Below are 26,410 nucleotides of genomic sequence, written 5' to 3' on the forward strand. Positions count from 1 at the left end.
GTGAAAAGAAAATAACTATCTTGTTTTTTAAATCTATAAAGCCGTGATGCGTGGGATACGCATCACGGCTTTTATTTTGCGGGCACGAACGAAGGCGGGGGATATGCTGCAAAAGATGAATAATAGAAACCATGGTTTCATTGGCAAGCAAGGCAAAATTATTATAAAAGATATTCTGAAGGTTGAAGAAACAAAACTGTTTTACATTGCAGCGGCCGGTAAAATTAAAGAGTTGTACAAATCTTAAGTGAGATATGATATTAAAACGGGTTCTTATTATTTTTCTTTCACAGTTCATTAATCTGGCAGTTGCTTTTGGTCAAGCAGTGATATACGCCTCAGATCATGGTGTTAGATCAAACAGTTTTGAGAATGCAAGTACAGCAATTCAAAAAACCATTGATGCCTGTAAAGAAAAAGGTGATGTCTTATTGGTATTGCCGGGTGGTCGAATTGATATCTGGCCGGAAGGAGCAGCAAAGCGGGAACTCTATGTCTCCAATTCAACCGAAAGTGATGAGTTGCCAAAAGTAAAAAGCATTGCATTCCTTTTTGAAGATTTTAAGAACATCACCCTTGATGGTAACAATACATTGGTTATGCTTCACGGCAAGATGGTTTCATTTGCCATTCTCAACAGCAGCAATATTAAGATCAAAAATATCCGTTTCGATTATGAAAGACCCACCATGTCGGAGTTAACTATTCGATCGGTAACCGATAATAGTGTTGAAGCGGAAATACATCCCGATTCAAAATATGTGATCGATAATGGCCGGATCGTTTTTTATGATGAGGGCTGGAAAACAAAATCACATCATACTATAGTTTTTGAGCCCGGGAGCAATACTCTTCGCTATAGTACATTCAAACCTTTTCTTGAAAGCAGGGCCATACAACTCAGTCCTTTTCATGTGCGGTTCGAAGGTGATTTTTCAAAAAACAAGTTTCATCCCGGCGATGTGCTTACTGTAAGAGATCCTTACAGGGATAACTGTGGTGCATTTATTCATCGGAGTAAAAACATTCAGCTTGAAGATATAAAAATGCATTTCATGCATGGCCTGGGGATCGTTTCCCAGTTTTCAGAAAATATTTCTTTGCTGAAAGTAGTGGTTGCACCCCGTGAAAATTCAGGACGCATCATTGCTTCCTTTGCCGATTGTTTTCATTTTTCAGGATGCAGAGGGTTGGTTAAGATCGACAGTTGTTTTACATCGGGGTCGCATGATGATGCTGTGAATGTGCACGGCACCCATTTAAAAATAACGGCAGTTGTTTCAGGGAAGATCATTGTTCGCTTTATGCATCACCAGACTTATGGCTTCGATGCATTTTTTGCAGGTGATAGTATTGCGATCATTGATCCAAAAACATTGATGCCGTTGGGAACTGCAAAGTTGAAAACTGCAAAACTCATTAACAAGCGGGAAATGGAAATTGAAGTGGATGGAACGCTGCCCTCATTTGTGAATGCGGGTCTTTGCATTGAAAACCTTACATGGACACCGGAAGTAATTATACAGAACAGCCGTTTTGAACGAACCCCTACACGGGGCCTGCTTGTTACTACCCGCCGGAAAGTGGTTATTCAAAATAATATATTTTACCGCACCGGCATGTATCCCGTTTTAATTGCTGATGATGCTTCCGGTTGGTTCGAATCCGGAGCGGTACAGGATATGACCATCCAAAATAATGTATTTGAAGAATGCGGTTATAATTCAGGCAGCGGTGCAATTTGCATTGCTCCTGAAAATCATGAACTGCTGCCGGGTAAAATGGTACACCGGAATATCCGCATCATCAATAATGAATTTAAAATGACGAACCAGGCCCTGCTTTCTGCACGAAGTACAGACCGGCTTGTTTTTACAGGAAATAAAATTGTTTATTCCGATCTTTTGAAAGGAGAAAAAGAAATCATTGCTATTAATTTAACAGCCTGTACAAATGTGCTTATCGAAAGAAACAATTTTGATCTGCCTGCAATGCCGTTTATCAATATGCAGAAAATGACCAATGCTGATTTGAAAACAGACCTGAAAGTAAATATTAAATAAACTTCTTGTTTTTTTAAATCTATAATGCCGTGATGCGTGGGTACACACATCACGGCATTTATTTTAGGGACAGGAAACAGGGTGCGGAAAATAATTTTAGAAAGGGAGTCCCTTCATTCAATTCTTTTTAAACAGATTCATTTTTATATCTTCTCTGGCGATATAATTCCTTTCTGTATTTTAATAGTTTTTCTCTTTCTGCATCTGTAAGATCGGAGGTATCAATCTTTTCATTTTCATTTCGCTTTTGCAAGAGACGAAGGCCCTCATCATATTCTGATTCATGTAATGAAGGTCGCCTTGTTTGCTGTGACCTGTTTTTAAAAAGATTGTCTTTATAATGATCGTGACTATAAAAATCAGGATCGATATCATCGTCTGTAATTGATCTGGCCGATTTTCTTTCTCCTCTCTCTATTGTTGCTGCGGGTTCTACCCTCACTTTCCTTCCAAATACAGATGCAATACTCCTTTCAAGCTCGGGAGTTAAAGCATTCCTTTTATAATCAGGTAACTGGGTAAGCTGATCTACTGATACATTTGGGATCAGCACATCATCATGCAGATCATCCAATTCGGCAAAGCCAATAGGAATAAAAACTTTCCGGTGTTCCAATCTCAGTTCATTTTCATCAAGATCAACGACCATATACCTTATTTTTTTTGCTTTTGTATCCAGGATCAACTCTTCTACTGATCCGATTTTTTCACCGTTCCCGTATCTCACATCCCATCCGCGAATGTCAGGTTCACCGTTTACGATCTCAAAATTTGAATGATCGAGTTCCTGCAGATATTTATGTTTAGTCATAGTAAATTTTTTTATAGAACAATTGTTCTGTGGTTAATCAACGTGTTTGATTCGATCATCCCGCAACTGGTAACGAATGATATTGAATACAAGAAACCGGGCTTTGTGTGCTGTTCGCATTATTTTGTGTATTGTCACGATTATACCATATTAATAAATAAGCAGCTACAGCAACAACAATTATAGAGATCAATATCCACAACCAGGCGGATGAACTACTTTTTTTTGCCCTTACATGTATTTCAGCCATGATAAAAAATTTTTGGTTAAACAATAGGTTAACAATACTCAATAATCATAAACTATGCCTGTATCGATCAATGTTATAAGGAAAACTTTTTACCCGGTTTTTGATCAGAATTGCAGACGGAAAGAATTTTGAAACACAAAATGAGGAATGAAGTCATCAGCGAAATTTGATTTCAGTCTTTAAACATTTCTATATTTTGGTTACCTCAAACAATTATTTCATTGTTGAGACGCCGGGAATAATGATTTCCGGAAAACTAAGGATGAGGAAAATGATGCAGATAATCCGGCGCACTTTTAGCAGCCTATCTTCATTATTTACCTAAATAGTATTAACCATGCTAAAAGAATTATTTGATCTCGTAAAGGGAGAAGCAAAAGAAACTGTAATTAATAATCCTGATGTTCCTAACCAATACAATAATGACGTGGTGGCTGAGGCTACTAATACTGTAGCATCAGGCTTGCGTAATGTCGTTGCCGGCGGCGGTGTGCAAAACGTTTTATCGATGTTTGGCGGCAATCCAAATAAGAAAAGCTTGCTCAGTAACCCGATAGTCTCAATGATGATGGGGCATTTTGCGTCGAAGCTTATGAATAAATTCAGTATGAAAACCAACCAGGCCAATAATTTATCGGGCAATCTTATACCCAATGTATTGGGCTCGCTGATCAATAAAAGCAACGATGCCAATGATTCGACTTTTTCCCTGGAAAAATTATTGGCGTCGATCACAGGTGGCAGAAGTAACGAAGTTGCTTCGCAAAGAGGCGGACCAGGCGGACTGCTGGATCAATTCAATGGAAGAAGTCAAAGTAATGGAAACGGGTTTATGGATATCGTAAAAAGTCTTGCAGGTGGGGCGCAGGAACAACAGCAAAGAAATGGAGGTAGTTTGCTTGATCTTATCAAAGGCTTTACCCGCTGATAACTGCAGCATAAAACGAGAACAAATTATTTTTTGGGTGATGCTGTGATGCACACCTGCCTGCCGGTAGGCAGGTCTCCACGCATCACTTCTTTTTATTTGTTGACTGACTTTATTTTGATTGCCCTAAGGAAAGAAAAACAAAGTTTGTCTTTTATGGCAATATAATTGTCACCTATATAGTATGTATAAGGAATTTACCGGCAAACCCGAAGTTTTAGTCGTGGATGATGATGAAGATATGCTGATCATGATGCAGCACATGCTGATGGCGGAAGGATATGTACCACTTATTTCCCCCAATGCACAAAACGCTATGGAAATTATTTCCCATCGTAACCCTGCTATGATATTACTTGACCTCCGCATGATTGGGATAGATGGAGGTGATATCTGTCAGCAGATAAAATCCGATCCGTATACCTCATCTATCCCGGTTATTATACTTTCTGCCAATCATAATATTGAAAGCATTGCGAAAGATTGCGGCGCTGATGCATACCTTACCAAGCCTTTTAGTCTGCAGAAATTTAAAGAAGTGTTCCATCAACTCATTTCAAAAAAAAATCATTGATCTTTCAACTTCTGCCGCCGTGATGTCGCTCCACGCATCATCATCATGATATTCGTTCCGATGCGTGAGGACACGTCCCGGGGCACACACTTACGGACACGAACCAGCACTGGGACTGAGGGCTTTCCTTTTTATCACGAACCAATGCGGAGTCATCCAAATGCTGTAATTCGGCAACAAGTTTATCTTTGTAGTTTCTAAATAGTTTATTTGAAAATACCTTTGACATAACAAACCTTATATTATTGAAGGCGAATTTTATTCGGTATCAGGTTCTGCGGCTGTACTCAAATTTTCGTTCTCCTCACTATTCGGATATAATTTGACAACCTTACTTTCTTGTTTGTCTGCGCCAAAATCTACTTTAGGTAATGCATTTACAATATCTACTGTTTGCACACTTACATTAATGATGCTTAAGAGCAAGTCTAAAATGTATCGTGGCTTGCCTGTTTCGATTGCCCAGTCGTTAGGATTGTTTACAATACCGCTTTCTTTGTGTGTATCAACTTTGTACCGATCCATTATCCATTCTATAGCACTCTTACCGTTTACTACATACTCATAAGCCTGTGCAGGGATATTTGAAATAGTAATCTTGCTATTGTAAATGATAGTGTCTTTTTGATCTTTCTTTGGAAAACGAAGTTTTTCAACATTATAAAATTTGCCATCATCACCCGTAATTTTTGCATCTGCAAAAGGTGCAACGGTTTCATAATTCAAATGAAGCTCTGCTAGTTGCCTACCTGCTTTGCTGAATTTCCAAAAGTCTTTTACATCTTCTAGCAATGGCAAACGAGGTAGCATTTTCTTTAAATCATTGGCAAAGATTTCCCTGTATTCCTTGCTGTGCAAAAAACCATACACATAATAAAAGATATCTTCCTTGGTTACAGCTTTACCATATTGCTTTTTGGCTCTTTCTAAAATAAAATCGCTTATGGCATCTCTGCGAACATACTTGTCATCTTCATTAGTATCAAACAAACCTTTTTGAGTCGCTTTATTTTCTTCATAGTAATACAAAGGAAAGCACCGGCCAAATGAAAGTTCCACAAACCCGCCACAAATCAACGCTGTAAAACTATTTGTGGTGACTGAAGCAGACGTGCAGATTAATAAATTGAATGAATCATGACTTGGGAAGTATGATTTTTGTAAGTAAAGGGAATGACTTAAATCAAGTGAAAAGTAGTTTAATTGTTTTGTAAATGGTCGATATAAGCCATTTCGGATATTGCTTTCGTCATATGTTATTTCTTTATCACCATCAACACCCCCAATTAGCCTGCGGTTGTCCCAACTGATTCGGGAAGGGTTAATTGAGATAAAATCCTTTGCAAGAAGAGATAGATTATTTTTTTTTGCCTCACGAAATCTTACTCTTTCTTCATTGTAAAAATCTATTGTTGTTTGAACATTTTGAGCCAAGGAATTCTTATTGTAATTCCAAACCCAGCTATCCCGAGCTGTAAAAATGCCAAAAGAAAATACTGGTTTAAAAAAGGTTAATTCTTTTTCTAAAGTCTTATCCCTTTCGCCTAATGGCATGAAATTTTTGAACAAATCGTTTCGTTCACTTAACCAATCACCCTGTTCATTGGGGTTCAATATTGTTAATGGTAACTTTGAATTTGCAAAAGTTCCATATGTTTTTACAATTTTAAGTTTTTGCTCGCGGTCTAAATAATCACCAATGTCATGGTATTGAATGGTTGCTTTTTCGGTTTTTACATTTGGGTTTTTTACCAACAACGTTATAGAAATAGGTGTTCGGCTTCCGCTGCCAAATATTTTACCACCTTCTTTTCTACTTAATTCTCCGCTGGTACGTTGGTTTCCTCGTAGATTGAAAACATAAATGGATGAAAATTCTTTTTCAAGATATAAACGAAAACCAGCTGTTGAAATACCATCTAACCATGAACTATTTGAAACAAAGCAAATAATTCCACCGTTCTTATCTAAACGGTCTGTACTCCATCTAAAAGCTTTAATATAAGCGTCATAAAGGGCCCTTTTACCTGTACCACTTGCTATAGCTTGATATGTATCGGCAATACGTTTGTCTAACTTAGGATATGATTGATTTTGAGCATTATCATCAGCTGATTTTTGCCCAACTGAATAAGGTGGATTTCCGATAATTATTCGGAGTGGTGCTTTCTTTTGTCTTTCAACCCGGTCTGAGTTTTTCTTCAACATTTCTTCATATTGAATTTCACCTTCTCTTGTTTCGCTGAGTTGAAAAGTATCAGTTAATACAATACCATCAAATGAAGTATAGTTCTCTTTCCCTACGCCATCATGGGGATCGGGGGTGGCATCGTGGTAAGCATTTTCAATGTTAATGGCGGCAATGTAATAGGCCAGCAATACTATTTCATTAGCGTGGAGTTCATGCTTGTATTTGCGTTCCAGGTCCTTCACATCAATCAAACCACTTTGCAGCAAACGCACCAGGAATGTTCCTGTTCCCGTAAAGGGGTCGAGGATGTGAATGTTTTCATCAGAAATGCTGCGGTCAAATTCCTTTTTCAGGATATCATTTACCGAATGCACAATAAAATCCACTACCTCTACCGGGGTGTATACGATACCCAGTTTTTCCACCATTTTTGGAAAAGCGGTTTTGAAGAATTTATCGTACAATTCAACAATGATTCGCTGTTTACCTTCAGCATTGTCAATACCCTCCGCCCTGCTGCGTACAGAGTCATAGAATCTCTGCAAGGTTTCATCCTGTTCTGCAAGATTGCTGCCTTTTTCCAGGGATTCAATCATGTTCTGCATAGCTACAGATACCGCATTTGTTTTTACAAACGAATACCCCACAAACAAGGCATCAAAAATAGGTTGAGTAATGATATGCTGTGCCAGCATTTCCACCGCCTGTTCCTGGTTAATACTTGGGTTAATATTTTTTTGCAACCCTTCCAGGAACTTATCAAAAGCTTTGCGTTGGTCTTTTTTTTCTGTTATTAAAAAATTAATGCGCTCTATTTGCCTATCCGCAATCACGGCCACATCATTGGCCCATTGTTCCCAGTACCTTCTGTCACCCACTTTTTGCACCATGCGGGCAAATACCACATCCTGCAATTGCTCAAACTGTAATGCTATCTGGCGGCCAATTTCATTTGCTGAATTTGTACTATCAAAACCATCTTTTCTCTTATCAATGGGATTTCCGTTTTCATCAAATCCCGTATCAGCTCCACCAACGATAATCTGCCCTGGCCGTTTTTTATTTAATTCTATTTTATTGACAGTGGCATTGAAGCGATCATCATGTGCCCGCAGGGCATTTAGTACTGTCCAAACTACTTTATAGCGTTCATTGTCATCCAAGGCCCTTTCGGGTTCTACATCAGAAGGTATTACTACCGGGATAACAATGTAGCCATAATTTTTGCCGGGTGATTTTCGCATTACCCGACCGACAGATTGTACAACATCCACCTGTGAGTTTCGGGCCGATAGAAATAATACTGCATCTAATGAAGGCACATCCACACCCTCACTTAATACCCTTACATTAGTAATAATGCGGCATTCATTGCCAGAAGTATCTTCTTTTAACCAGGCAAGCATTTGGTCGCGGTCAGGAGCCATCATAGTACCATCCATATGACGAGCTTGCACGGAAACCATTTTATTTTTCTTATCCTCCGGCAATGAATCCAGATAGTTTTCTGAAGCAAGATTGTATGTTGCTGCAATATTAGTAGAGTTAACTATGCTGCCACAAAAAGCAACTGCTCTCTTCATTGGGCTTTCATCACCTTCTACTTTAATAGATTCATTACCTAAAAATTGTTTTGACAGCGCATTGACTGTTCCAATCAGTTTGGTAAGATCATCTGTTTTTATTTCTTTTTCGCCATTTGTAATAATTTGTTGTACTGCAGGTGGTACATCATTATCATTCAAAGTGAGGATGATTACTTTATAATCTGTCAACAATCCTTTACCTACTGCCTCGCCAAATCCGATACGATGTATTTCTTTACCAAAATGTCTTTCTTCATCCATTGACCAAAGAGGAATATCCTGTTTTGCGGCTTGTGATTTTGCCTCCAAATTATATAACCGTGGTGTAGCGGTCATATACAATCGCTTCTTTGATTTCAGAAAATTTCCATCATGCACCCTTACAAATGCTGAGTCATCCATTCCTGCTTCAGTGTAGCCTGTAGTGCGGTGAGCCTCATCACAAACTATCAGGTCGAACTCCGGAAAGCCATTTTTCAACAGCGCTTTCTGCGCTTTAGCAATTACATCAATGGACTGGTATGTAGAGAAGACAACAGTCATTCCTTTGCTTCCGGCTTCCTTATAATGCTGAAACTGCTTTAGTACATAATCGGCATCAGTAGATGCGGGCCAGGCCAGATCAATTGTGCTGGTTAAATCCTGGTCGCTATTGCTTTTCTTTTTTGTTATCTCCGGATCTGAACAGATACAAATTGGATTAATTGGTTCATCAGCCTGAGATGTCCATTCCCTTAATGTTTGTCCAATCAATGCAATTGATGGCACCAAAAATAAAATAATGCCTTTTTGCTCAGTTTGCTTTTCGGCAATCTTTAGTGCAGTAATTGTTTTACCTGTTCCACAAGCCATTATCAAACGACCTCTTTCATTCTCTTTAAAATAATTAACTACTTTATCACTAACCTGTATTACGTGCGGGAATAATTGTTTCTTTTCAGTTCGGGCTTTTGCACCATGAATGCCTTCTTCCAATTTCTCCCAATCTACTCTTGCCTCATTTAAATCATGAAGATTAATACGAGTAACAGGTGGGTGTTGATTTCTTATTGCTTCGGAAGCATTAGGTCCCCAATTATTTGTTGTAGAAATCCAAAGGCGTTGCGAAAATCCTGTTGTTTTCATATCCCCCTCGCCTTTGAACTTACGGCTTGATGTGGAAAGGAAACTATCAACAGCTGGTTTATCAATTGTAGCAGATTCCTTAAAGCATTTGCATTGTATAGCCCAATATTCATTAGTGTTGGTTAGGGCTACCAGATCTATGCCTGTATCACCACCCCCCAGGTCATTCCTTCCGGGGAACTCATTCCACAACCATACTTTTTTGAACTGCGTGGAATACTGCGGGTCTGTTAGTAGATAGGCCTGCATTAATCTTTCAAAGCGGTCGCCTTTGTCCCTTTCAGAAAAAGAAATCTTTCGGTATTTCTGAAGCAGTTTATTAAAGCCCATTCGTTAGTTATTGTTTTTAATTTGTTTGGTCTAAGGTTATCACGCAAAGTAAGAAAAGCTGAGCAGAATAATTATCTGTCTGTATCTCGTTTGATTATTAGGTTAAATATTCAACGGGATTCTTAAATTTCAAAAGTTTATTTATGTCAAGAACATCGTCTAATAAAAGACTGTCTAATTGTACGGCTAAAACCGAGAAATAATCATCAATAGAAATTTTTCCATCCTTATTTACATCAATCGGGTTGCTCATTACAAAATCAATAAAGCCATTAATGATAAACGTAAGATAATATCTTACGTGAGCGGTAATGTCGAGAATATTATTTTCATATGAAGCCGTATGTACAATTTCATTTCTTGTCCGATAAATTCTCACAATGTTTCGCTCCACATTGTTTTGATGCCGTGAAAACTCGCTTTTTATCGAATTGATATCGGCGAATCTTTGCGACAATGTATAAACCCGATAAGCAATAAGCGGATTTGTATTTGCCGTTCCGTTTAGCTCGGCCAACGTTTGAGGTTGAATAATATATGAATAATCCGTTGCATTATATAATGTGAGGTTTCCAATTAATCCTAAACTGTTTATTGCTTCATGTGTATATTTAAATAATTTTGATGCATAGGATACTGAGTGAATTTTTTTATAGTATTCCCGAAGCCTTTTCACCTTATCTTGATCAGCTTCAACTGCAGAAAAAAGGTATTCAATAGCGATCCAGTAATTAAGCAGCTTATTTTCCAATTCTTCTGATTCTGTGCCCAATCTCAAATATCGTAATGCTGCATTTATTTTTCTTTTCGAAATTTCATCAACCTGTTTGTTTTCCAGGTCTTTAACTTTATCCAAGAACTGAAGATATAATGTCTGATCGCTGGCAAAATATCCGTCAAGTTGATACTCGAGGTTATACCTATTTCCTTTTTTGGGATTGACCGAGCCAACTATAAAACAACTTGTAAAGACTTTGATCATTTGCGAGCTGTGGCCCATAAAAATCAGGTCTAGCCCGGTTTGCATTTTTCTTTTTACCAAATAGGCCGCACTATGGAAATCTAAAGCATCAACTTCCATCTTATAATAATGATATTTATTGTTCTTAGTAACAAAGTTCTTAAATGTATTGTTGATTTGTGCTGCTTCCTGCTGTAAATCCGCATAAGGTATTCTTAAAAAACCAGTGGACGCAATTTGCAATTGGTTAGCGGCCTGAATAGGGACTTTAAATGCAAGATATACAGTGAATTTTTCCTTTTGCCTGTTAATTAAAGTCTTAATTGCAGCCAGTGCAGAACTAAAATCAGGAAGAGGGTTTTTTGACAAAGTAAAAATAGTTCTTACAAAATTATTGAGATAGGCTTTTGAATACCCTTTTGCTTTTAACTCAATATAAAAATAGCCGATGAGTTTATTTAATAAGTCAAACTCTGCGGGGCTAAAAGCTCCTAATCCATTTATTCGGGATATTTCATCACCGATTTTTGCAAATAATTTTTCAGCATAATCTCTATTCTCAAACACTAAAATGTTTGCTGCATAAAAAATGTCCTTGCTATTTTTTTCTGCGAGAATTTTTAATATATGGTTTTTTGTAATTGTTGAAAAATTGAGAATCTCTTCCTTTCTTACAATTTCCAAAGCTTCGTCTGCTAAAACTTTTCCATATTCTTCCCTTAAACTTTTTGATTCTATTAGACTTGTAACTTGTATTAATTCTTGAAGCACAGTTCGTGGATTATTAAGCCGCAGCCGATAAGTATCAATTGTTTCTTTGTGAAGTAATTCAGCTGATTTTTGTACAAAAAAAAGTTCAGCAGTTGTTAAAGGCTGAACAATATTTATTTTTACTGGCTGCATTTAATATTTTAAAATTTATTTTTTTATTTTTTTTATTTAATTTCAAAAAAAATCTCCAACTTTACATTAGAAAAATTGCTGAAAAGCTAAAGATACACGTAAGGGGGACGGTAATCTGAAGAGGCTGAGAGGCTTCTCAAGGTTACCCGAACCCAGGAAATTGAAGCCCGGTTTACCGGGCTTTTTTATTTTTGAGACCTCACTAGTAATTATGCAGCAGGTTGTTGCACAATTATCTCTATGTGTTCTTATGTTTTGCAATTCCCAGCCAGTAACTACAGTTTTATTTTTGGATGCTATTCAACGATTATGTTCGTTGAAGTCACAATTTTGACCTCAAATTTCTCTATTAAACATAACAAGCCAACCCTAATCAGGCTGGCCTTGCATTAAAGATAGGGAAAGTTGAGTAGAATTACCGACGTACAAGGGTGCGACGCAACGGAAGCTTAATAGTAGTAATACAGCTTAGTCCATAAATAAAAAAACACCCATTATCTGAGTGCTTCAATTATTAATTATGCTTCGTCAAGCTCATGCTTCGTCAGGCTCATGCTTCGTCAGGCTCATGCTTCGTCAGGCTCATGCTTCGTCAGGCTCATGCTTCGTCAGGCTCATGCATGCTTCGTCAGGCTCATGCATGCTTCGTCAGGCTCAGCATTTATTTCTCCGCCAACACCGCCCTTTCCCTGTATTCTTTTGCAAACTCAACAAATGCTTTTGCCTGCAATAAATAATTTAGTGCAAAGGTTTCAGAAGGTTCGGCATCGTTCATCCGCATTACCTGTGTTTTAAAACTTGCGGCTTCGGTGTACAATGCGTTTGCTGTAAAATGTTTATCAAAATCATTGAGTATGCCATGCTGTGTATTGCACTGCACACCCTGCTGCAGCAATAATGCTTTGGCGGTATGCACCTGCGCAGAGTAGGCATGGTAAATACTATCGGCCCATTGGCTGTTGGCAAACAATTCTTCGCTGCTGGTAATTTTTTCTTCTGCTTCCAGTATCAGGGTTGCTACCAGGTCAATCATTACACCGGCACATTCTCCCACACCAATAGCAGTAGAAAATTTTTCCTGCTGTCCAAAATCAATATAATCGTCGGGTGTTAAATTGTCTAAACTTGCCAGTGGTTTTAATAGATCATAATAATACCTGTCCCCGTTGCGCTTACTGTAGGTTAAGAATGTTTCGCCTTGCGGGGCATTGGTTTTATAATCATTCAAAATAGTTCTTACTACATCAGGGCCACGTCTGCTGGGTACTTTCAATATTTTATCTGCAATTCGTCCTTCGCCAGCACCCAATACTCCACCACCAACGAGTACCTGCAATGCCGGCAATACCTGTCCCTTTGCTTTCAGTGAGCTGCCATGAAAACCAATAGAGGCCATTCCATGTTGTCCGCAACTGTTCATACAGCCGCTTATCTTAATCGCAATTTCTTTATTGTATAAATATTCGGGGAACTCTTCTTCTATCAGTTCAGATAATATAAGTGCGGCACCTGTACTGTTGCTGATACCCAAATTACAGGTATCTGTACCGGGACAACTGGTAACATCGGCCACAGAGCCAAAACCTGCAGCAGCAAATCCTTCTGATTCCAGAACGCTGTACACATATTCCAGGTGTTCGGGTTTTATAAAACGAAACTGCAATCCCTGGTTGATCGTCACCCGAACATCATCGGCAATCACATCTTTTAATTTTTCAATCAGGCTGCGGCTGGTTACTGAGCTTATATTTCCATTGGCCACACGAACATAAACGGCGAAGTAGCCGGGTTGTTTTTGTTTTACAACATTAGTCGCTTTCCATAATTCAAACTTGTATGGGTTGGGTGTCGGGTGTGAGTTGTCAGTTGTCGGGTGGGTGGTGTCGGGTGTAGGGTGTTGGGTGTTGGATGTCCTGACACCTGGCACCTGACCACTGACACCTGCAATGTCAACTTTATACCTCTGATGCGTCAACGCCTTCTGTTCTTCAATTACAAATTCATTGAATGCATCGATGCCGATCTTCTGGATCAGGAATTTTATTCTTGCTTTATGACGGCTGTTACGTTCGCCATGACGATCAAATACTCTTAGTACACTTTCTAAGTAGGGTATTAACAGGTCTTCTTCTAAAAACTCATGCGTGGTAACGGCTAAATGCGGTTGTGCTCCAAGACCACCACCTATTACTACTTTAAATCCTCTTTGTTCTTTACCCCGTCCGACCGCCTGCCCGACTGAGTCATTCAGGCGGGGGTCATCCGGGCTGGCGTCTATTATTTTTATTCTTGGTATAGCACCCAGATCATGCATAAAAACAAGGGCTGTATCTTTTTCGCTGCTGCTGAATGCAATTTTAAATTTTCTTCCCATCTCCTGGCAAACAGGTTTGCGCAGGAAATATTCAAACATGGCATGTGCATACGGCGTTACATCAAATGGTTCTTCAGGATCGATACCTGCCATATCTGATGCTGTGATATTTCTTACCGTATTGCCACATGCTTCACGGATGGTTACATCGTCTTTTTCCAGTTCAGCCCACATTTCAGGCGTACGGTCAAGACTTACAAAATGTATTTGTATATCCTGTCTTGTTGTTAAGTGCAGGTTGCCGGTAGAGTATTCATCGGATACATGTGAAATTCGTTCCCATTGTGCCAGTGTCATTTTACCATAAGGCAATTTGATACGCACCATCTGTACACCGGGTTGACGCTGCCCGTAAACACCACGGGCCAAACGAAGGCTGCGGAATTTTTCTTCATCCATTTTTCCTTCACGAAAGAGATGGATCTTTTTATCAAGGTCCACAATATCTTTCTCTACTAAAGCCTTTCCGTTTTTATTGGGAAGGCTTTCCAACTCGGTGCGAAAGCTCTGCATATACGTTGATTTCGTTTGTAATTTTCACGCAAAGACGCCAAGTTTTAATACATAAGACGCAAAGAGATTACTCCATTTAGTGTTTTGCTTTGCGTCTTTGCCTTCTTTGCGGCTTTGCGTGAAGCTGATATTGATACCCTACTTTTCAGGTAGACTAAGCAAAAGTAAGGCTGGACTGCTGTTAAAGCAAATATTATTTCCCAATAACGAATGTAAGTATGATGACGGGAGAATGACAAACGGCTTAAAATAGTTTAATCAGTCTACTTGTTCAGTAGGGAAATATATTATCTTTACGGCTGTGCATCAAACCCAGGCATGGCCAACTGATTTAAAGAAGTATGAATTATCATTCATTTTTTAAAGAGAAGCTTCAGCAACTGAAAGACAATGGCTCATACCGCTATTTTCTTGAAGTGAATAAAAGTGCACAGCATTTCCCCAACTTTTATTATACAGATGAAAAAGGTCAACAACATGCAGCCGTAAACTGGTGCAGCAATGATTATCTCAGCATGAGTACCAATGAAGATGTGATCGCAAAGCTGGGATTTGTAACTCATCGCAGTGGTACGGGTAGCGGAGGTACAAGAAATATTTCAGGTACAACCAATCACCATAAAGAATTGGAGACAACGTTGGCTGCATGGCATAGGAAAGAAGCAGCTTTACTATTCAACGGTGCTTACCAGGCCAATGTAACTACGCTGCAAACGTTGGGAAAAAATATTCCAGGTCTTGTATTTTTTTCTGATGAAAGAAATCATGCTTCCATTATTGAAGGGATCCGCGGATGCAAGAACGAAAAGAAAGTTTTCAGGCATAATGATGTGGAGCATTTGGAGGAGTTGTTACAGTCGGTTCCGGCAGATAAACCAAAGCTGATCGTTTTTGAATCGGTTTACTCGATGAGTGGAACGATTGCTCCGACCAGGGAGATCATTTCATTGGCAAAAAAATATAATGCACTTACTTATATAGATGAAGTGCATGGTGTAGGATTGTATGGAGAAACAGGAGCCGGTGTATTGGAACAAGAAGAACTGCAACAGGAAATAGATATTGTGAATGGAACATTATCAAAAGCGATCGGTGTGTTTGGCGGATATATTGCTGCGTCAGTAACACTTATTGATTTTATAAGAAGCTTTGGCAGTGGATTTATTTTTACTACTTCATTGCCGCCAGCTATTTGTGCGGCTGCAAATAAAAGTATTAAACTGATCCAACAGAATGACGAAATAAGAAAGCATTTTTTTGAAAATGTATCTCAGTTAAGAATTGCTTTTGCAAATAATGGAATTGAATTCAGAGTGAACAATTCACATATAACTATTATACCCGTAAAGGATGCTGCCCGATGCAGGGAAGTAGCAAATAAATTACTGGAGCAGCATGGAATTTACCTGCAGCCCATTAATTTTCCTACTGTTCCTGTCGGCGAGGAATGCCTGCGCATTATTATTACAGCAAGACATTTACCAAAACATATCAATCACCTGGCCTACAGCCTTAAAAAAACATTGGATGCCCGTCCCGCAATACAAAGGAAAACATATTGTTAATAATCTGCCAGCGGGAGAGACAATCAGATTGATTGGCAGGAGTTCCCGGCTGTCGCTGTTGCAGATTGATATTGTAAAACAAAAAATACAATTGGCATTTCCACAACTCAAAGTGGAAGTGATTGCACGCAGTAGCAGGGGAGATGCATTGCAGGAAATTCCATTACACACAGTTGAAGGCAGTGATTTTTTTACACAGGATATTTTTGATGCATTGGCAAAAGCTGAAGCTGATATAGCCGTTCATTCATTGAAGGATATGAGCAGCGAACATTTTTTTGGAACAAACAAGTTTGCTGTGGTTGACAGGGATGATACAAGAGATGTGGCCATCTTTAATAATGATATTGAAGAAAAGATAAGAAAGGGAGAAACGATTGTGATCGGAACCTGTTCGCCAAGAAGAGAAGAGATGGCAACTGTTTTCCTGAAAAAGGCCTTACCTCAATTACATAAAGAAATAAATATTATCACGAAGCCGATCCGTGGAAATGTAGAAACAAGATTAAAGAAACTAAGTAGCGGTGAATATGATGCGACGATACTGGCAACAGCAGGAATTAACCGTTTATTGAGAAGCGAAGAAGATTCAATACTTATTAAAAAATTATTAGCTGGCAAAAAGTTGATGTTGCTGCCATTAATAGAATGCGTACCGGCTCCTTGCCAGGGCGCAATAGTGGTTGAAGCAAATCCTTCAAATACAAAAGCGATTGAAGTATTAAAGGGAATTAATAATGAGGAATTGCTTGCAAATTGTTTTGCTGAAAAAAAAGAAGCCATAAAATATGGAACTGGCTGTATTCAAAAATTCGGAGTAACAACTCTTGATACAAAAAACGGTAAATATTTATACGCTGCCGGGAAGGATGCGGAAGGGACTGAATTTGTAAAATGGGATCCATTACCATCTCTTGATATAAAAAACCTTTTTTCTTCAACTGATGTGATGAAAGATTTTTTTGAATATGTCCCGGTAGCTATCGGGGCGAGTAATGAGAATATTAAAATCAAAAACCCGGTAGTATTCCTCGCAAATTATAAAGCTATAAGCGGAAAAGATAAACTGAGTTTAGCTCACAAAACAATTTTAGCATCCGGAACAAGAACCTGGTTTGAATTAGCAAAGCAGGGTTATTGGGTTACTGCCAGCGCAGATGCATTGGGTTTTGAATTTTTATTACCATCATTACGCATGCCTTTGCTTGGTATTGGTATTTTGGATTTTGTGATATTAACTCACGAAATTGCAGCAGAAAGATGGAGGAAGAAAGGGTACAGTGCAGTGAGTAATTCTAAGCTCTTGTCAAAAAATAATGAAGCAATTAAAGAATCAATTGCTGTTGCAGATGCAATATTCTGGAGCAGCTATTCGCAATATGAATTTTACGGGCACTCTGCAAAACCGGGAGTAAAACATTTATGCGCCGGTGGTGAAACTGCTGAGCTGCTGAAGCAGCAAGGTATAGAGCCTGTAATATTTCCAACTATAAAAGCATTTGAACAATGGAGAAAATCTTCTATCCGCTCACACAGCGTCGCCTGAGAACGGATGCACATATTCGGGAGCTGACAGCATCTGTAAAACTTTCACACAAAAGTTTTATTCAGCCGTTGTTTGTTGATGAGGCAATCGATGAGCCAAGAGATGTAATTGGATTAAATGGAGTGCAGGTGGATACAATGCATACTGTTTTAAAAACAATTGAAGATTGTGTTGAAGAAGGGATCAATAAATTTTTAGTATTCCCGGTCCCTGCAAATAAAGTGGAAAAGGATTTTGATTTTTCATTTGCTGTATCAGTAATTAAAAACATAAGGGAATTTTTTGGCGAGGATATTTGGATAGCATCAGATCTCTGTCTTTGCAGTTATACTTCACATGGGCATTGCGGAATTTTGAGTGATGATCATTCAAGACTGGTAAACCATAAAACAGTTGATGTACTGAACCGCTATGCATTACAGTTAGCGAATGCCGGTGCCAATTGTATTGCCCCGAGCGATATGACTGATGGCAGAATAGCCGGTATCCGGACTTCACTTGATGCAATGAATTTTGACAATGTAAGTATCATGAGCTATGCTGCTAAATTCAGTTCGCAGTTTTACGGACCCTTCCGTGATGCCTGTCATTCATCGCCCAATGCAAGTGGGTTGAAAAATCGTAAAACATACCAGCTTTCCCCACTCAATATTAATGACGCTATTGCAAGCGCATTGCGTGATGAACAAGAAGGGGCGGATATTCTGATGGTGAAACCTGCTGCATTATATACTGATGTAATTGCAAAATTGAAACAACAGACTTTGAAACCACTTGCGGCCTATCATGTAAGCGGGGAGTACGCAGCCATTGAAGCATTAGCAGAAAAAGGCTTAGTGAATCGTGAAGCAGCTCATCTGGAAGTATGGACAGCATTGACAAGAGCAGGAGCTGATATCATAATTTCGTATGCGGCTAAAAATGCTAAAGAATGGATCTCTAAAATGGAATATTAGAATGGATAATAAAGGTAACATACAAAAACCTTCTTCTGAAACTGATAAAAAGAATCAGCTCTACCCGGTTTTTCTCAAACTGGAGCAACTGGAATTATTATTAGTTGGGGCCGGAAATGTCGGGCTGGAAAAGCTACATTCATTACTTGCAAATTCTCCCGAAGCAAAAATTTCAATCGTAGCACCGCAGGTGAAAGATGAAGTAAGGAAACTTGTTTTTAAACATCCATCCTGTAAAATTATTCAACGTGAATTTCAAGAGGGGGATTTAGATAATAAGGGTCTTGTAATATTGGCTACTGATAACAGGCAATTACACGAAGAAATAAAAATACTCACAACTGTGAGAGGGATTTTAGCAAATGTTGCCGATACACCAGAGCTCTGTGATTTTTACCTCGGTAGTATCGTTCAGAAGGGTAATTTAAAAATTGCTATTTCGACAAATGGTAAATCTCCTACAGCTGCTAAAAGAATAAAAGAAGTTTTGCATGAAGCATTACCCGGCGAGCTTGATAATGTAATTGAGAATCTGCATAAAGTAAGAAACAAACTCAATGGTAATTTTGAATATAAAGTAAAGAAGCTAAACAAGCTTACACAAGTATTAGTAGATAATGATAATTCTGAAAATGCGCTTCGTTGGCGCCGGATCGCTACGTACTCATTACTTGCATTTGGTTTTATGCTTATTGGTTATTTTATTTTTTCTTATATACCATTTAGAACAATGACAGATGAAACAGTAAAATGGTATCAGACACTTGACAAAAATTTTCATTGGATGGTGTTAGCTGGTTTTCTTGCACAGATGGTAGATGGTGCTACAAGTATGGGTTATGGTGTGACGAGCTCTATTATATTACAAACGGCGAGTGTTAGTCCGGCAGCAATAAGTGCCAGTATACATTCAGCAGAAATGTTTACAACGGCTGCATCAGGGTATAGTCATTACAAATTTGGAAATGTAAACAAGAAACTTTTTAAAGCATTAGTTATACCTGGGGTGATCGGTGCAATATTGGGAGCATTGTTACTTGTTAAATTTAATGATGCACATCTTAAGTATTTACGGCCGGCAATGGCAATTTATACATTGTTGTTAGGAATAAAAATATTTGCCAATGCTTTCATGCCTAACATTAAAAAGAAATTCAAACGATACAGCTGGTTAGCTGGAGCCGGTGGATTTCTCGATTCATTCGGTGGCGGAGGGTGGGGTCCGATCGTTACATCTACATTAATTACAAAAGGAAGAACACCCAAATATGTTATAGGTTCAGTAAGCCTTACCGAGTTTTTTGTGACGCTGGCAAGTGCATTTACATTTTTTACTTTGATCGGGGTGCAGAATTGGCAGGTAATACTTGCTTTAGTTATTGGGGGCGTTATTGCTGCCCCAATTGCTGCAAGACTTGCAGGTAAACTTCCCCGCAAAGCTTCATTTATTTTACTCGGGAGCGTAGTAGTGATCTGGAGTATAAAGATCCTTGCGAGTTTATTTTAACTAATGACTGTTAATTAATGGAAAATATTTTATAAAAAATAGTCTACTGATTTGGTAGGATAATAAATGCACCCTATGTTTGTAAAATAAATAATCAATAAAAATTTTATCTATGAATTTTTTAGGAAAGAATCTTACACGATGTTGCCTGCCTGAAAGTTTAGTTATAAACAAAAAATCAATTTAAATTTTTTTATTTAATTAGTCTACTGTTTTAATGGACTACAATCAAAACCAAATTCATGAAGCGGATTATTTTATTTTTAGGAGGTTTAGTGCCGGTACTGGCATTTGCACAATTTAAAGGCAGGGTTATTAACGAAAGAAATGAAGGCGTTCCCTTTGCCAGCGTAACAGTAAAGAATAGCACGATAGGACTTAATACTGATTCTGTTGGTAATTTTTCTTTTGCTGCTCCTGACAAGCTTCCTTTTACATTAGTGGTTACGTCAGTTGGATTCCGTAAAAACGAACTGGTGATCAGGGACAATGAAAAAAACAATGTATTAATTGTTCTGGAAGCACTCTTCCAGGTAGATACGGTTGTTATTACCTCCCGCCGCCGCAGTGAGGTGTTGCAGGATGTTCCTATTCCTATTTCAGTAATAGGAGGTAAGCAGATCGATGAAGCAGGAGCTTTTAATGTGAACCGTGTGAAAGAGTTTGTCCCATCTGTTCAGCTTTATACTTCTAATCCCCGCAATACAGGGATCAATATCAGGGGCCTTGGCTCACCATTCGGTCTTACAAATGATGGTCTTGATCCGGGAGTAGGTTTCTATGTGGATGGCGTTTACTATGCCCGTCCGGCCGCAGCAACTTTTGATTTTATAGATGTAGAACGTATTGAAGTATTGCGTGGCCCGCAGGGAACACTGTTCGGTAAAAACACAACATCAGGTGCTATTAATATAACAACACGTAAACCGAACTTTAAGCCGGGTGCCAGCTTTGAAGTGGGCTATGGTAACTATGGATACATCCAGGCTAAGGCTTCTGTTACAGGGGCTTTAAGCAAAAAGTTCGCTGCCCGCTTTTCATTCTCCGGCACACAACGGGACGGAGTGATTGAGAATATACGTACAGGAAAATATACAAATGACATTAACAATCTCGGCTTTCGCGGCCAGTTATTATACAAGCCATCAGATAAAACTTCTATTACATTGTCCGTGGATGATTCCCGCCAGCGTCCTGATGGATATGCGCAGGTTGTTGCAGGTGTTGTGCAGACAAAGCGGGCAGCGTATCGTCAATTCAATGCAATAATTACCGACCTTAATTACAAACTACCAAGTAATAATGCATTTGACAGAGTAATAGATCATGACACTCCCTGGAGATCAGGCAATGACCTGGGAGGTGTTTCCTTAAATATTGACACCAAAATAGGACCTGGTACACTAACTTCTACTACAGCATGGCGCTACTGGAATTGGGATCCTTCAAACGACAGGGACTTTACTGGTTTGCAGGCATTGGCAAAATCGCAAAACCCGGCTAAACACCGGAACTGGTCGCAAGAGGTTCGTTATGCTGGTGAAATTTCTTCTCATTTAAGCGGTGTCGTTGGTTTGTTCTACATTGATCAGGAAGTTAAGATCAATGGTACTGAAGAATCTGGTTCTGCTCAATGGCGTTTTTCACAAAGTTCAGTAAGCAACCTTTGGCAAACACCAGGTCTTTTTGAAGGATACGGTATTTATACAAAGGCTTCTATCAATTCAACAAGTGCTGCAGCATTCGCGAATGTTGATTGGGAAATTGCAAAAGGTTTCCATGTGTTGCCAGGTATTCGTTTCAACTACGACAAGAAAGATGTAGTGTACGATCGGGTAGCAGCAGGTGGGTTGGATACTGCTACTTATAACGGAACAACTGCTCAAAAGATCGCATTGCAGGGCTTTAAAAATGGAGTTTACACCAGCCAGGCTTATACTGCCGATGCTGATGAAAACAACCTGACATATCAACTTACATTTCAATATCGGGTCAATAAACGCATTAATGCTTTTGCAACTTACTCTACCAGCTTTAAGCCCGTAGGTGTTAATGTGGCCGGCCTGCCAACTGTTAACGGCCAGGCAGCAACCGATCTGGCAGTAATAAAACCTGAGGATGTAAAAAATATAGAACTTGGTATTAAGACTAATCCAATTGATAATTTCACATTGAACTTTGCATATTTTAACACCGACATTAATAATTACCAGGCAAATGTTCAATCACCCGAGTTGGGCGTTAATCGCGGCTACATCGCCAATGCCGAAAAGGTAAATGTAAAAGGTTTTGAGGTTGATGCAAATATCATAGCCAATAATCATTTCTCTTTTTATGGAGCTGTGGCTTATACTGATGCTAAGTATATCAAATTTACAAATGCACCACTTCCATTGGAAGAAACTGGTTTAACAGAAAACGGAGTGCAGAAAGCATTCAAAGATATTTCGGGTGGTGTGCTTCCAGGTATATCCAAATGGGCAGGATCATTGGGCGGTGAGTTTACAACCCCGGCTGCTTTTTTAGGTAAAGCCGGAAAGTTCTTCATAGCAGCAGATGTTTATTATCGTTCTTCTTTTTCTTCCAGCCCGTCTCCATCTGCTTATCTGAATATAGATGGGTACACTCTTGTTAACGGAAGGTTGGGTTTCAAGGCTGTTAACAATCTCTCTGCCTTTATATGGGGGCGCAATTTGTTTGATAAGAACTATTATGAACAATTGCTGGTAGCAGGTGGTAATGCCGGGCAGTATGCAGGTGTGCTTGGAGATCCGAGAACGTATGGTGTAACCTTACGATATTCTTTCTAAAAAGATTTTAAATGTTTTTTAAAATAATAGCATAAGCATTATCGATTTTTCATATGGCAAGCAATCGTTGAGAGACGGCGTCCCGATTCTTCGGGATGCCCTTTTTAAAACATAAAAGAATTTTATTTACTAACCCACATATCAGCCCTGTGACCGAGAGGACAGGTAAAGGACTGCAAATCCTTCTACGTCGGTTCGAGTCCGACCGGGGCGTCAACAAGAGATAAATTATGAAATCCTCTTTTTTATTTGCACTTGTATTAGTTAGCACGGGATCTTTAGCACAGGTTAAACAAACAGAAACTGTTCAACAAGCATGGTTTGGCTATTTCAATCAAACCCGGTTCAGTAATAAATGGGGATCATGGACTGACCTGCATTTACGTACTAAAGAAGATTTTGTTTCAGGCTTATCACAAAGCATTTTACGATTTGGCCTCACTTATTATTTAAATGATGATACTAAACTTACTGCAGGCTATGCTTATGTAAGTCATTACCCCGCCGATAATCACAAGAATGTAACAATGCCGGAACACCGGCCTTGGCAGCAAATACAATGGCATAGCAAATATTCTAAACTCAGGCTTATGCAATGGTTCCGGTTAGAAGAAAGATTCAGAAGAAAGATCTTAAATGATGATGAATTAGCAGAAGGCTATAATTTTAATTTCAGGCTTCGTTACAATTTCTTTTTTATGGTTCCATTAAGTAAAAATAAGTTTCAACCTAAATCTCTTTCTTTTGTTGTCAACGACGAAGTGCATATCAATTTCGGAAAGGAAATCGTATATAACTATTTTGACCAGAACCGTTTTTTCCTTGGTTTCGCTTATCATGTAAACAAACACGATAACTTACAGTTTGGTTATATGAATGTATTTCAGCAACTGGCGGCTGGAAACAAATACAGGAGCAATCATGTGGCAAGAGTTTTTTATTTTCATAATCTTGACTTGAGGAAAAAAACTGATCAAAATCTAAAATAACGAATATGAGATCAAAAATTATTCTTTTAATAATACCAATCTTCCTGATCGTAAAAAATGCGCAAGCACAGGATAAGAGCAGTTATTTCACCATTGAGAATTATTATAAAGTAAAATGGGGCTTTGCTGATGAGTTCATCAATCTTTGGAAAGTAAATCATTATCCGTTATTGAAAAAAGCAATTGATAAAGGTGATATTATAAGTGTGGAAGCAGAGAAGCCTAAATTACATAGCGGTGAAGACACACGGTTTGATTTTAAAGTGACCATCGTTTTTAAAAATGAAAAATTGGCTTTTGATCCCAATCTTACCAAGCAGTATGAAAAACAAATCTATCCCGATACGGAGAAATTAAAGAAAGATGAACAACACCGGTTTGAATTGTTAATAGCGCATTGGGATGTGATGATTGAAAAAGTCGAATTATAAAATGCACCGTTTAAAAAAATAATATGGAAAAAATTTATCTCAGTGATTCAGGACCTAAAGTGTCGCCTGCTGTATATGGTTTTTACAGGTGGAATAAAGCGGATGTCAACGAAGCTAAAATGGAAGCCATTGTAAACCTCTGCCTCGAATTAGGCATCAATACTTTTGATCATGCAGATACGTATGGTGGTTATGCCTGTGAAGAATTGTTTGGTGATATCCTTAAGAAAAGATCTGTAAGAAGAGAAGATATTGTGCTTTTTACAAAATGCGGAATTAATATTCCTCACCCCAGTCGCCCGGATATCCGGATAAAACATTATGATACTTCTAAAGAGCATATTGTAAATAGTCTTGAAAACTCACTGCGGAAATTGAGAACAGATTATGTGGATGTGTTCCTGCTTAACCAGCTTGATCCGCTTTCCAATCTTGAAGAAACCGCAATCACTTTGCAAAAACTTAAAGAATCAGGAAAAATAAAAAATATTGGTGTGGTTAATTTTTCTGTTTGGCAGCACCAGCTCCTTAGCTCGTATTTGCGCATTCCAATAGTTACTAATCATATCGAACTTAATTTACTTAATACCGCAGCATTTGATAATGGGCAGATCGACTATATCAAGCAAAAGTATATGAGGCCTATGGCTACTTCACCGTTAGCAGAAGGGTTAATTGCTAACAGTAATGAAAAAGTTCCATTGCGGCTAAGAGCAAAATTGGAAGACTTCGGAGCAAAATATAACGCCAATTTTGAATCAATTGCTGTTGCATGGTTGGTAAAACTCGGAGCACTGCCGCTTATTGGCACTACTAATGAACAGCGTATTCGGAATATTGTTGCCGCATTTACTATTAATATTACCCGGCAAGATTGGTATGAGTTATATGCAGTATCCCGCGGTGAACTGTAAAATAAATTAAACAGGAAAAATATCGTTACTCTAACCAGCTGGCAAGTTGCCGGGTGATCTTTTCAGATTCTACAATAAATCCATCGTGTCCGTAAATAGAATCGATGCGGATAAGTGAAGAGTTGGGAATATGTTCGGCCATATGTTCCTGTTCATGCAAAGGACAAAGTATATCACTGGAAATACCGATAATCAATGTTTTTTGTTTGATGGTTTTTAAAACAGCTTCTACATCACCACCTCTTCCCCGGCCGATATGATGGCTGTCCATACTTTTTGTAAGTAACCAATAACTATAGGCATTAAAACGATTCACCAGTTTGTCGCCTTGATAATTGATGTATGATGATGCCCGGAAATTGTCAATCTTCTCTGAATCGGGATCAGTTTGTTTTTGCACCAGTATTCCATAATTACGATAGGTAAGCATGCCGATTGCCCTTGCAGCTTTCAATCCTTTTTGCCCGGCTTCAGCATTCATATCCTTCCAGGTGGTATCAGCTTCTATTGCGAGACGTTGTGCAGTATGTACAGCAATACCCCAGGCACTTTCTGTAGGTGATGTTCCAATAAGAAAAAGATTTTCGATATGGTTAGGCTCCATCACACACCATTCCATTGCCTGGTAACCACCCATACTGCCCCCCATTACGAGATGAATTTTTTCAATGCCCAGTTCTTTACGTAATAGAATATGTGCATTCACCATATCACGGATAGTGATCAAAGGAAAATCACTGAAATAAGGCTTTTGTGTTTGTGGATTGATTGATGTGGGCCCCGTGCTTCCATAACAGCTTCCGATAATATTGGCACAGACAATAAAATACTTATCAGGATTGATAAAACCTTTTTCACCAACTACACCCGGCCACCAGCCTGCTGCATCTGAATTTGCTGTAAGTGCATGACAAACCCAAACCACATTAGTTTTATCAGCATTCATTTTGCCATACGTATTATAAGCAATGCTGATTTCCGGTAAAGTTTTACCACATTCAAGAACGAATGTTCCTTCGTATTTGTAGGTTTGCATCATTATTAAGAAACAGTATGCAAAATAAGATTTGCATCTGTTAGTTT

17 protein-coding genes and 1 tRNA gene are annotated in these 26,410 nt (G+C 38.7%); 12 read left to right on the top strand and 6 right to left on the bottom strand.

The window, feature by feature from the left end; translation table 11 throughout:
* Positions 1–254: 254 nt before the first annotated feature.
* Positions 255–2,063 carry a right-handed parallel beta-helix repeat-containing protein gene (locus tag E6H07_08535; protein ID TMI65937.1) on the top strand — a complete coding sequence of 603 codons (1,809 nt, stop codon included), beginning with the start codon at positions 255–257 and terminating at the stop codon, positions 2,061–2,063.
* Between the two features lie 127 nt (positions 2,064–2,190).
* Here E6H07_08535 and E6H07_08540 read toward each other — a convergent pair whose 3' ends face one another.
* Both E6H07_08540 and E6H07_08545 read right to left on the bottom strand, forming a co-directional pair.
* On the bottom strand, positions 2,191–2,874 hold the full coding sequence (locus tag E6H07_08540) for a PRC-barrel domain containing protein (protein ID TMI65938.1): 684 nt from the start codon (positions 2,872–2,874) through the stop codon (positions 2,191–2,193).
* Between the two features lie 55 nt (positions 2,875–2,929).
* Complete coding sequence (locus E6H07_08545; protein ID TMI65939.1) at positions 2,930–3,124, bottom strand: hypothetical protein; 195 nt, start codon at positions 3,122–3,124, stop codon at positions 2,930–2,932.
* 337 nt (positions 3,125–3,461) lie between these two features.
* On the opposite strand from E6H07_08545, the gene E6H07_08550 reads away from it, so the two are divergent.
* Positions 3,462–4,052 (top strand): hypothetical protein, encoded by a 591-nt coding sequence (locus E6H07_08550; GenBank protein ID TMI65940.1) that lies wholly within the window; start codon positions 3,462–3,464, stop codon positions 4,050–4,052.
* A 184-nt stretch (positions 4,053–4,236) separates the two neighbouring features.
* Positions 4,237–4,626, top strand: a complete 390-nt coding sequence (locus E6H07_08555; GenBank protein TMI65941.1) for a response regulator — start codon at positions 4,237–4,239, stop codon at positions 4,624–4,626.
* Positions 4,627–4,884: 258 nt separating this feature from the next.
* Here the strand turns inward: E6H07_08555 and E6H07_08560 are convergent, their stop codons facing one another.
* From E6H07_08560 to E6H07_08570, 3 genes are all read right to left on the bottom strand, one after another.
* Positions 4,885–9,858 carry a helicase gene (locus E6H07_08560; protein ID TMI65942.1) on the bottom strand — a complete coding sequence of 1,658 codons (4,974 nt, stop codon included), beginning with the start codon at positions 9,856–9,858 and terminating at the stop codon, positions 4,885–4,887.
* Positions 9,859–9,955: 97 nt separating this feature from the next.
* Positions 9,956–11,722 (bottom strand): hypothetical protein, encoded by a 1,767-nt coding sequence (locus E6H07_08565; protein TMI65943.1) that lies wholly within the window; start codon positions 11,720–11,722, stop codon positions 9,956–9,958.
* A 661-nt stretch (positions 11,723–12,383) separates the two neighbouring features.
* Positions 12,384–14,609 carry a HEPN domain-containing protein gene (locus E6H07_08570; GenBank protein ID TMI65944.1) on the bottom strand — a complete coding sequence of 742 codons (2,226 nt, stop codon included), beginning with the start codon at positions 14,607–14,609 and terminating at the stop codon, positions 12,384–12,386.
* Between the two features lie 341 nt (positions 14,610–14,950).
* On the opposite strand from E6H07_08570, the gene hemA reads away from it, so the two are divergent.
* The 9 genes from hemA (at position 14,951) to E6H07_08615 (ending at position 25,327) form a co-directional block, all read left to right on the top strand.
* The gene (gene hemA, locus E6H07_08575) at positions 14,951–16,174 is read left to right on the top strand and encodes a 5-aminolevulinate synthase (protein ID TMI65945.1); all 1,224 of its coding nucleotides are present in this window, start codon (positions 14,951–14,953) and stop codon (positions 16,172–16,174) included.
* Positions 16,137–17,720, top strand: coding sequence for a hydroxymethylbilane synthase (hemC, locus tag E6H07_08580; GenBank protein ID TMI65946.1), 1,584 nt, complete (start codon positions 16,137–16,139; stop codon positions 17,718–17,720). Before hemA ends, hemC begins: the two co-directional genes overlap by 38 nt.
* Positions 17,681–18,676, top strand: a complete 996-nt coding sequence (gene hemB / locus E6H07_08585; protein ID TMI65947.1) for a porphobilinogen synthase — start codon at positions 17,681–17,683, stop codon at positions 18,674–18,676. Before hemC ends, hemB begins: the two co-directional genes overlap by 40 nt.
* A 1-nt stretch (position 18,677) precedes the next feature.
* Positions 18,678–20,183: an ABC transporter permease gene (locus E6H07_08590; GenBank protein TMI65948.1), complete on the top strand. Its 1,506-nt coding sequence runs from the start codon at positions 18,678–18,680 to the stop codon at positions 20,181–20,183.
* Between the two features lie 242 nt (positions 20,184–20,425).
* Positions 20,426–22,993, top strand: coding sequence for a TonB-dependent receptor (locus E6H07_08595; protein TMI65949.1), 2,568 nt, complete (start codon positions 20,426–20,428; stop codon positions 22,991–22,993).
* 143 nt (positions 22,994–23,136) lie between these two features.
* A tRNA-Cys gene (locus tag E6H07_08600) sits at positions 23,137–23,210 on the top strand.
* A gap of 13 nt (positions 23,211–23,223) precedes the next feature.
* Positions 23,224–23,982: a DUF2490 domain-containing protein gene (locus E6H07_08605; protein TMI65950.1), complete on the top strand. Its 759-nt coding sequence runs from the start codon at positions 23,224–23,226 to the stop codon at positions 23,980–23,982.
* A 5-nt stretch (positions 23,983–23,987) separates the two neighbouring features.
* Positions 23,988–24,413, top strand: a complete 426-nt coding sequence (locus E6H07_08610; GenBank protein ID TMI65951.1) for a hypothetical protein — start codon at positions 23,988–23,990, stop codon at positions 24,411–24,413.
* 23 nt (positions 24,414–24,436) lie between these two features.
* Entirely contained in the window at positions 24,437–25,327 is an 891-nt protein-coding gene (locus E6H07_08615) for an aldo/keto reductase (protein TMI65952.1), read from the top strand.
* A gap of 25 nt (positions 25,328–25,352) precedes the next feature.
* Here E6H07_08615 and metX read toward each other — a convergent pair whose 3' ends face one another.
* A complete protein-coding gene (gene metX, locus E6H07_08620; protein TMI66505.1) occupies positions 25,353–26,363 on the bottom strand; it encodes a homoserine O-acetyltransferase in 1,011 nt (336 codons plus the stop codon).
* Between the last annotated feature and the right edge of the window lie 47 nt (positions 26,364–26,410).

Source organism: Bacteroidota bacterium, from assembly GCA_005882315.1.
Taxonomy (GTDB): Bacteria; Bacteroidota; Bacteroidia; order Chitinophagales; family Chitinophagaceae; genus VBAR01.

Excerpts from the sequence above, each read along its gene's own strand:
- E6H07_08610 (TMI65951.1), top strand. The coding sequence starts at position 23,988 with ATGAGATCAAAAATTATTCTTTTAATAATACCAATCTTCCTGATCGTA.
- hemA (TMI65945.1), top strand. The coding sequence starts at position 14,951 with ATGAATTATCATTCATTTTTTAAAGAGAAGCTTCAGCAACTGAAAGAC.
- hemC (TMI65946.1), top strand. The coding sequence starts at position 16,137 with ATGCCCGTCCCGCAATACAAAGGAAAACATATTGTTAATAATCTGCCA.
- E6H07_08545 (TMI65939.1), bottom strand. The coding sequence starts at position 3,124 with ATGGCTGAAATACATGTAAGGGCAAAAAAAAGTAGTTCATCCGCCTGG.
- E6H07_08555 (TMI65941.1), top strand. The coding sequence starts at position 4,237 with ATGTATAAGGAATTTACCGGCAAACCCGAAGTTTTAGTCGTGGATGAT.
- E6H07_08540 (TMI65938.1), bottom strand. The coding sequence starts at position 2,874 with ATGACTAAACATAAATATCTGCAGGAACTCGATCATTCAAATTTTGAG.
- E6H07_08590 (TMI65948.1), top strand. The coding sequence starts at position 18,678 with ATGGATAATAAAGGTAACATACAAAAACCTTCTTCTGAAACTGATAAA.
- E6H07_08595 (TMI65949.1), top strand. The coding sequence starts at position 20,426 with ATGAAGCGGATTATTTTATTTTTAGGAGGTTTAGTGCCGGTACTGGCA.
- E6H07_08560 (TMI65942.1), bottom strand. The coding sequence starts at position 9,858 with ATGGGCTTTAATAAACTGCTTCAGAAATACCGAAAGATTTCTTTTTCT.
- E6H07_08550 (TMI65940.1), top strand. The coding sequence starts at position 3,462 with ATGCTAAAAGAATTATTTGATCTCGTAAAGGGAGAAGCAAAAGAAACT.
- E6H07_08605 (TMI65950.1), top strand. The coding sequence starts at position 23,224 with ATGAAATCCTCTTTTTTATTTGCACTTGTATTAGTTAGCACGGGATCT.
- E6H07_08565 (TMI65943.1), bottom strand. The coding sequence starts at position 11,722 with ATGCAGCCAGTAAAAATAAATATTGTTCAGCCTTTAACAACTGCTGAA.
- E6H07_08535 (TMI65937.1), top strand. The coding sequence starts at position 255 with ATGATATTAAAACGGGTTCTTATTATTTTTCTTTCACAGTTCATTAAT.
- E6H07_08615 (TMI65952.1), top strand. The coding sequence starts at position 24,437 with ATGGAAAAAATTTATCTCAGTGATTCAGGACCTAAAGTGTCGCCTGCT.
- E6H07_08570 (TMI65944.1), bottom strand. The coding sequence starts at position 14,609 with ATGCAGAGCTTTCGCACCGAGTTGGAAAGCCTTCCCAATAAAAACGGA.
- metX (TMI66505.1), bottom strand. The coding sequence starts at position 26,363 with ATGCAAACCTACAAATACGAAGGAACATTCGTTCTTGAATGTGGTAAA.
- hemB (TMI65947.1), top strand. The coding sequence starts at position 17,681 with ATGGAGAAAATCTTCTATCCGCTCACACAGCGTCGCCTGAGAACGGAT.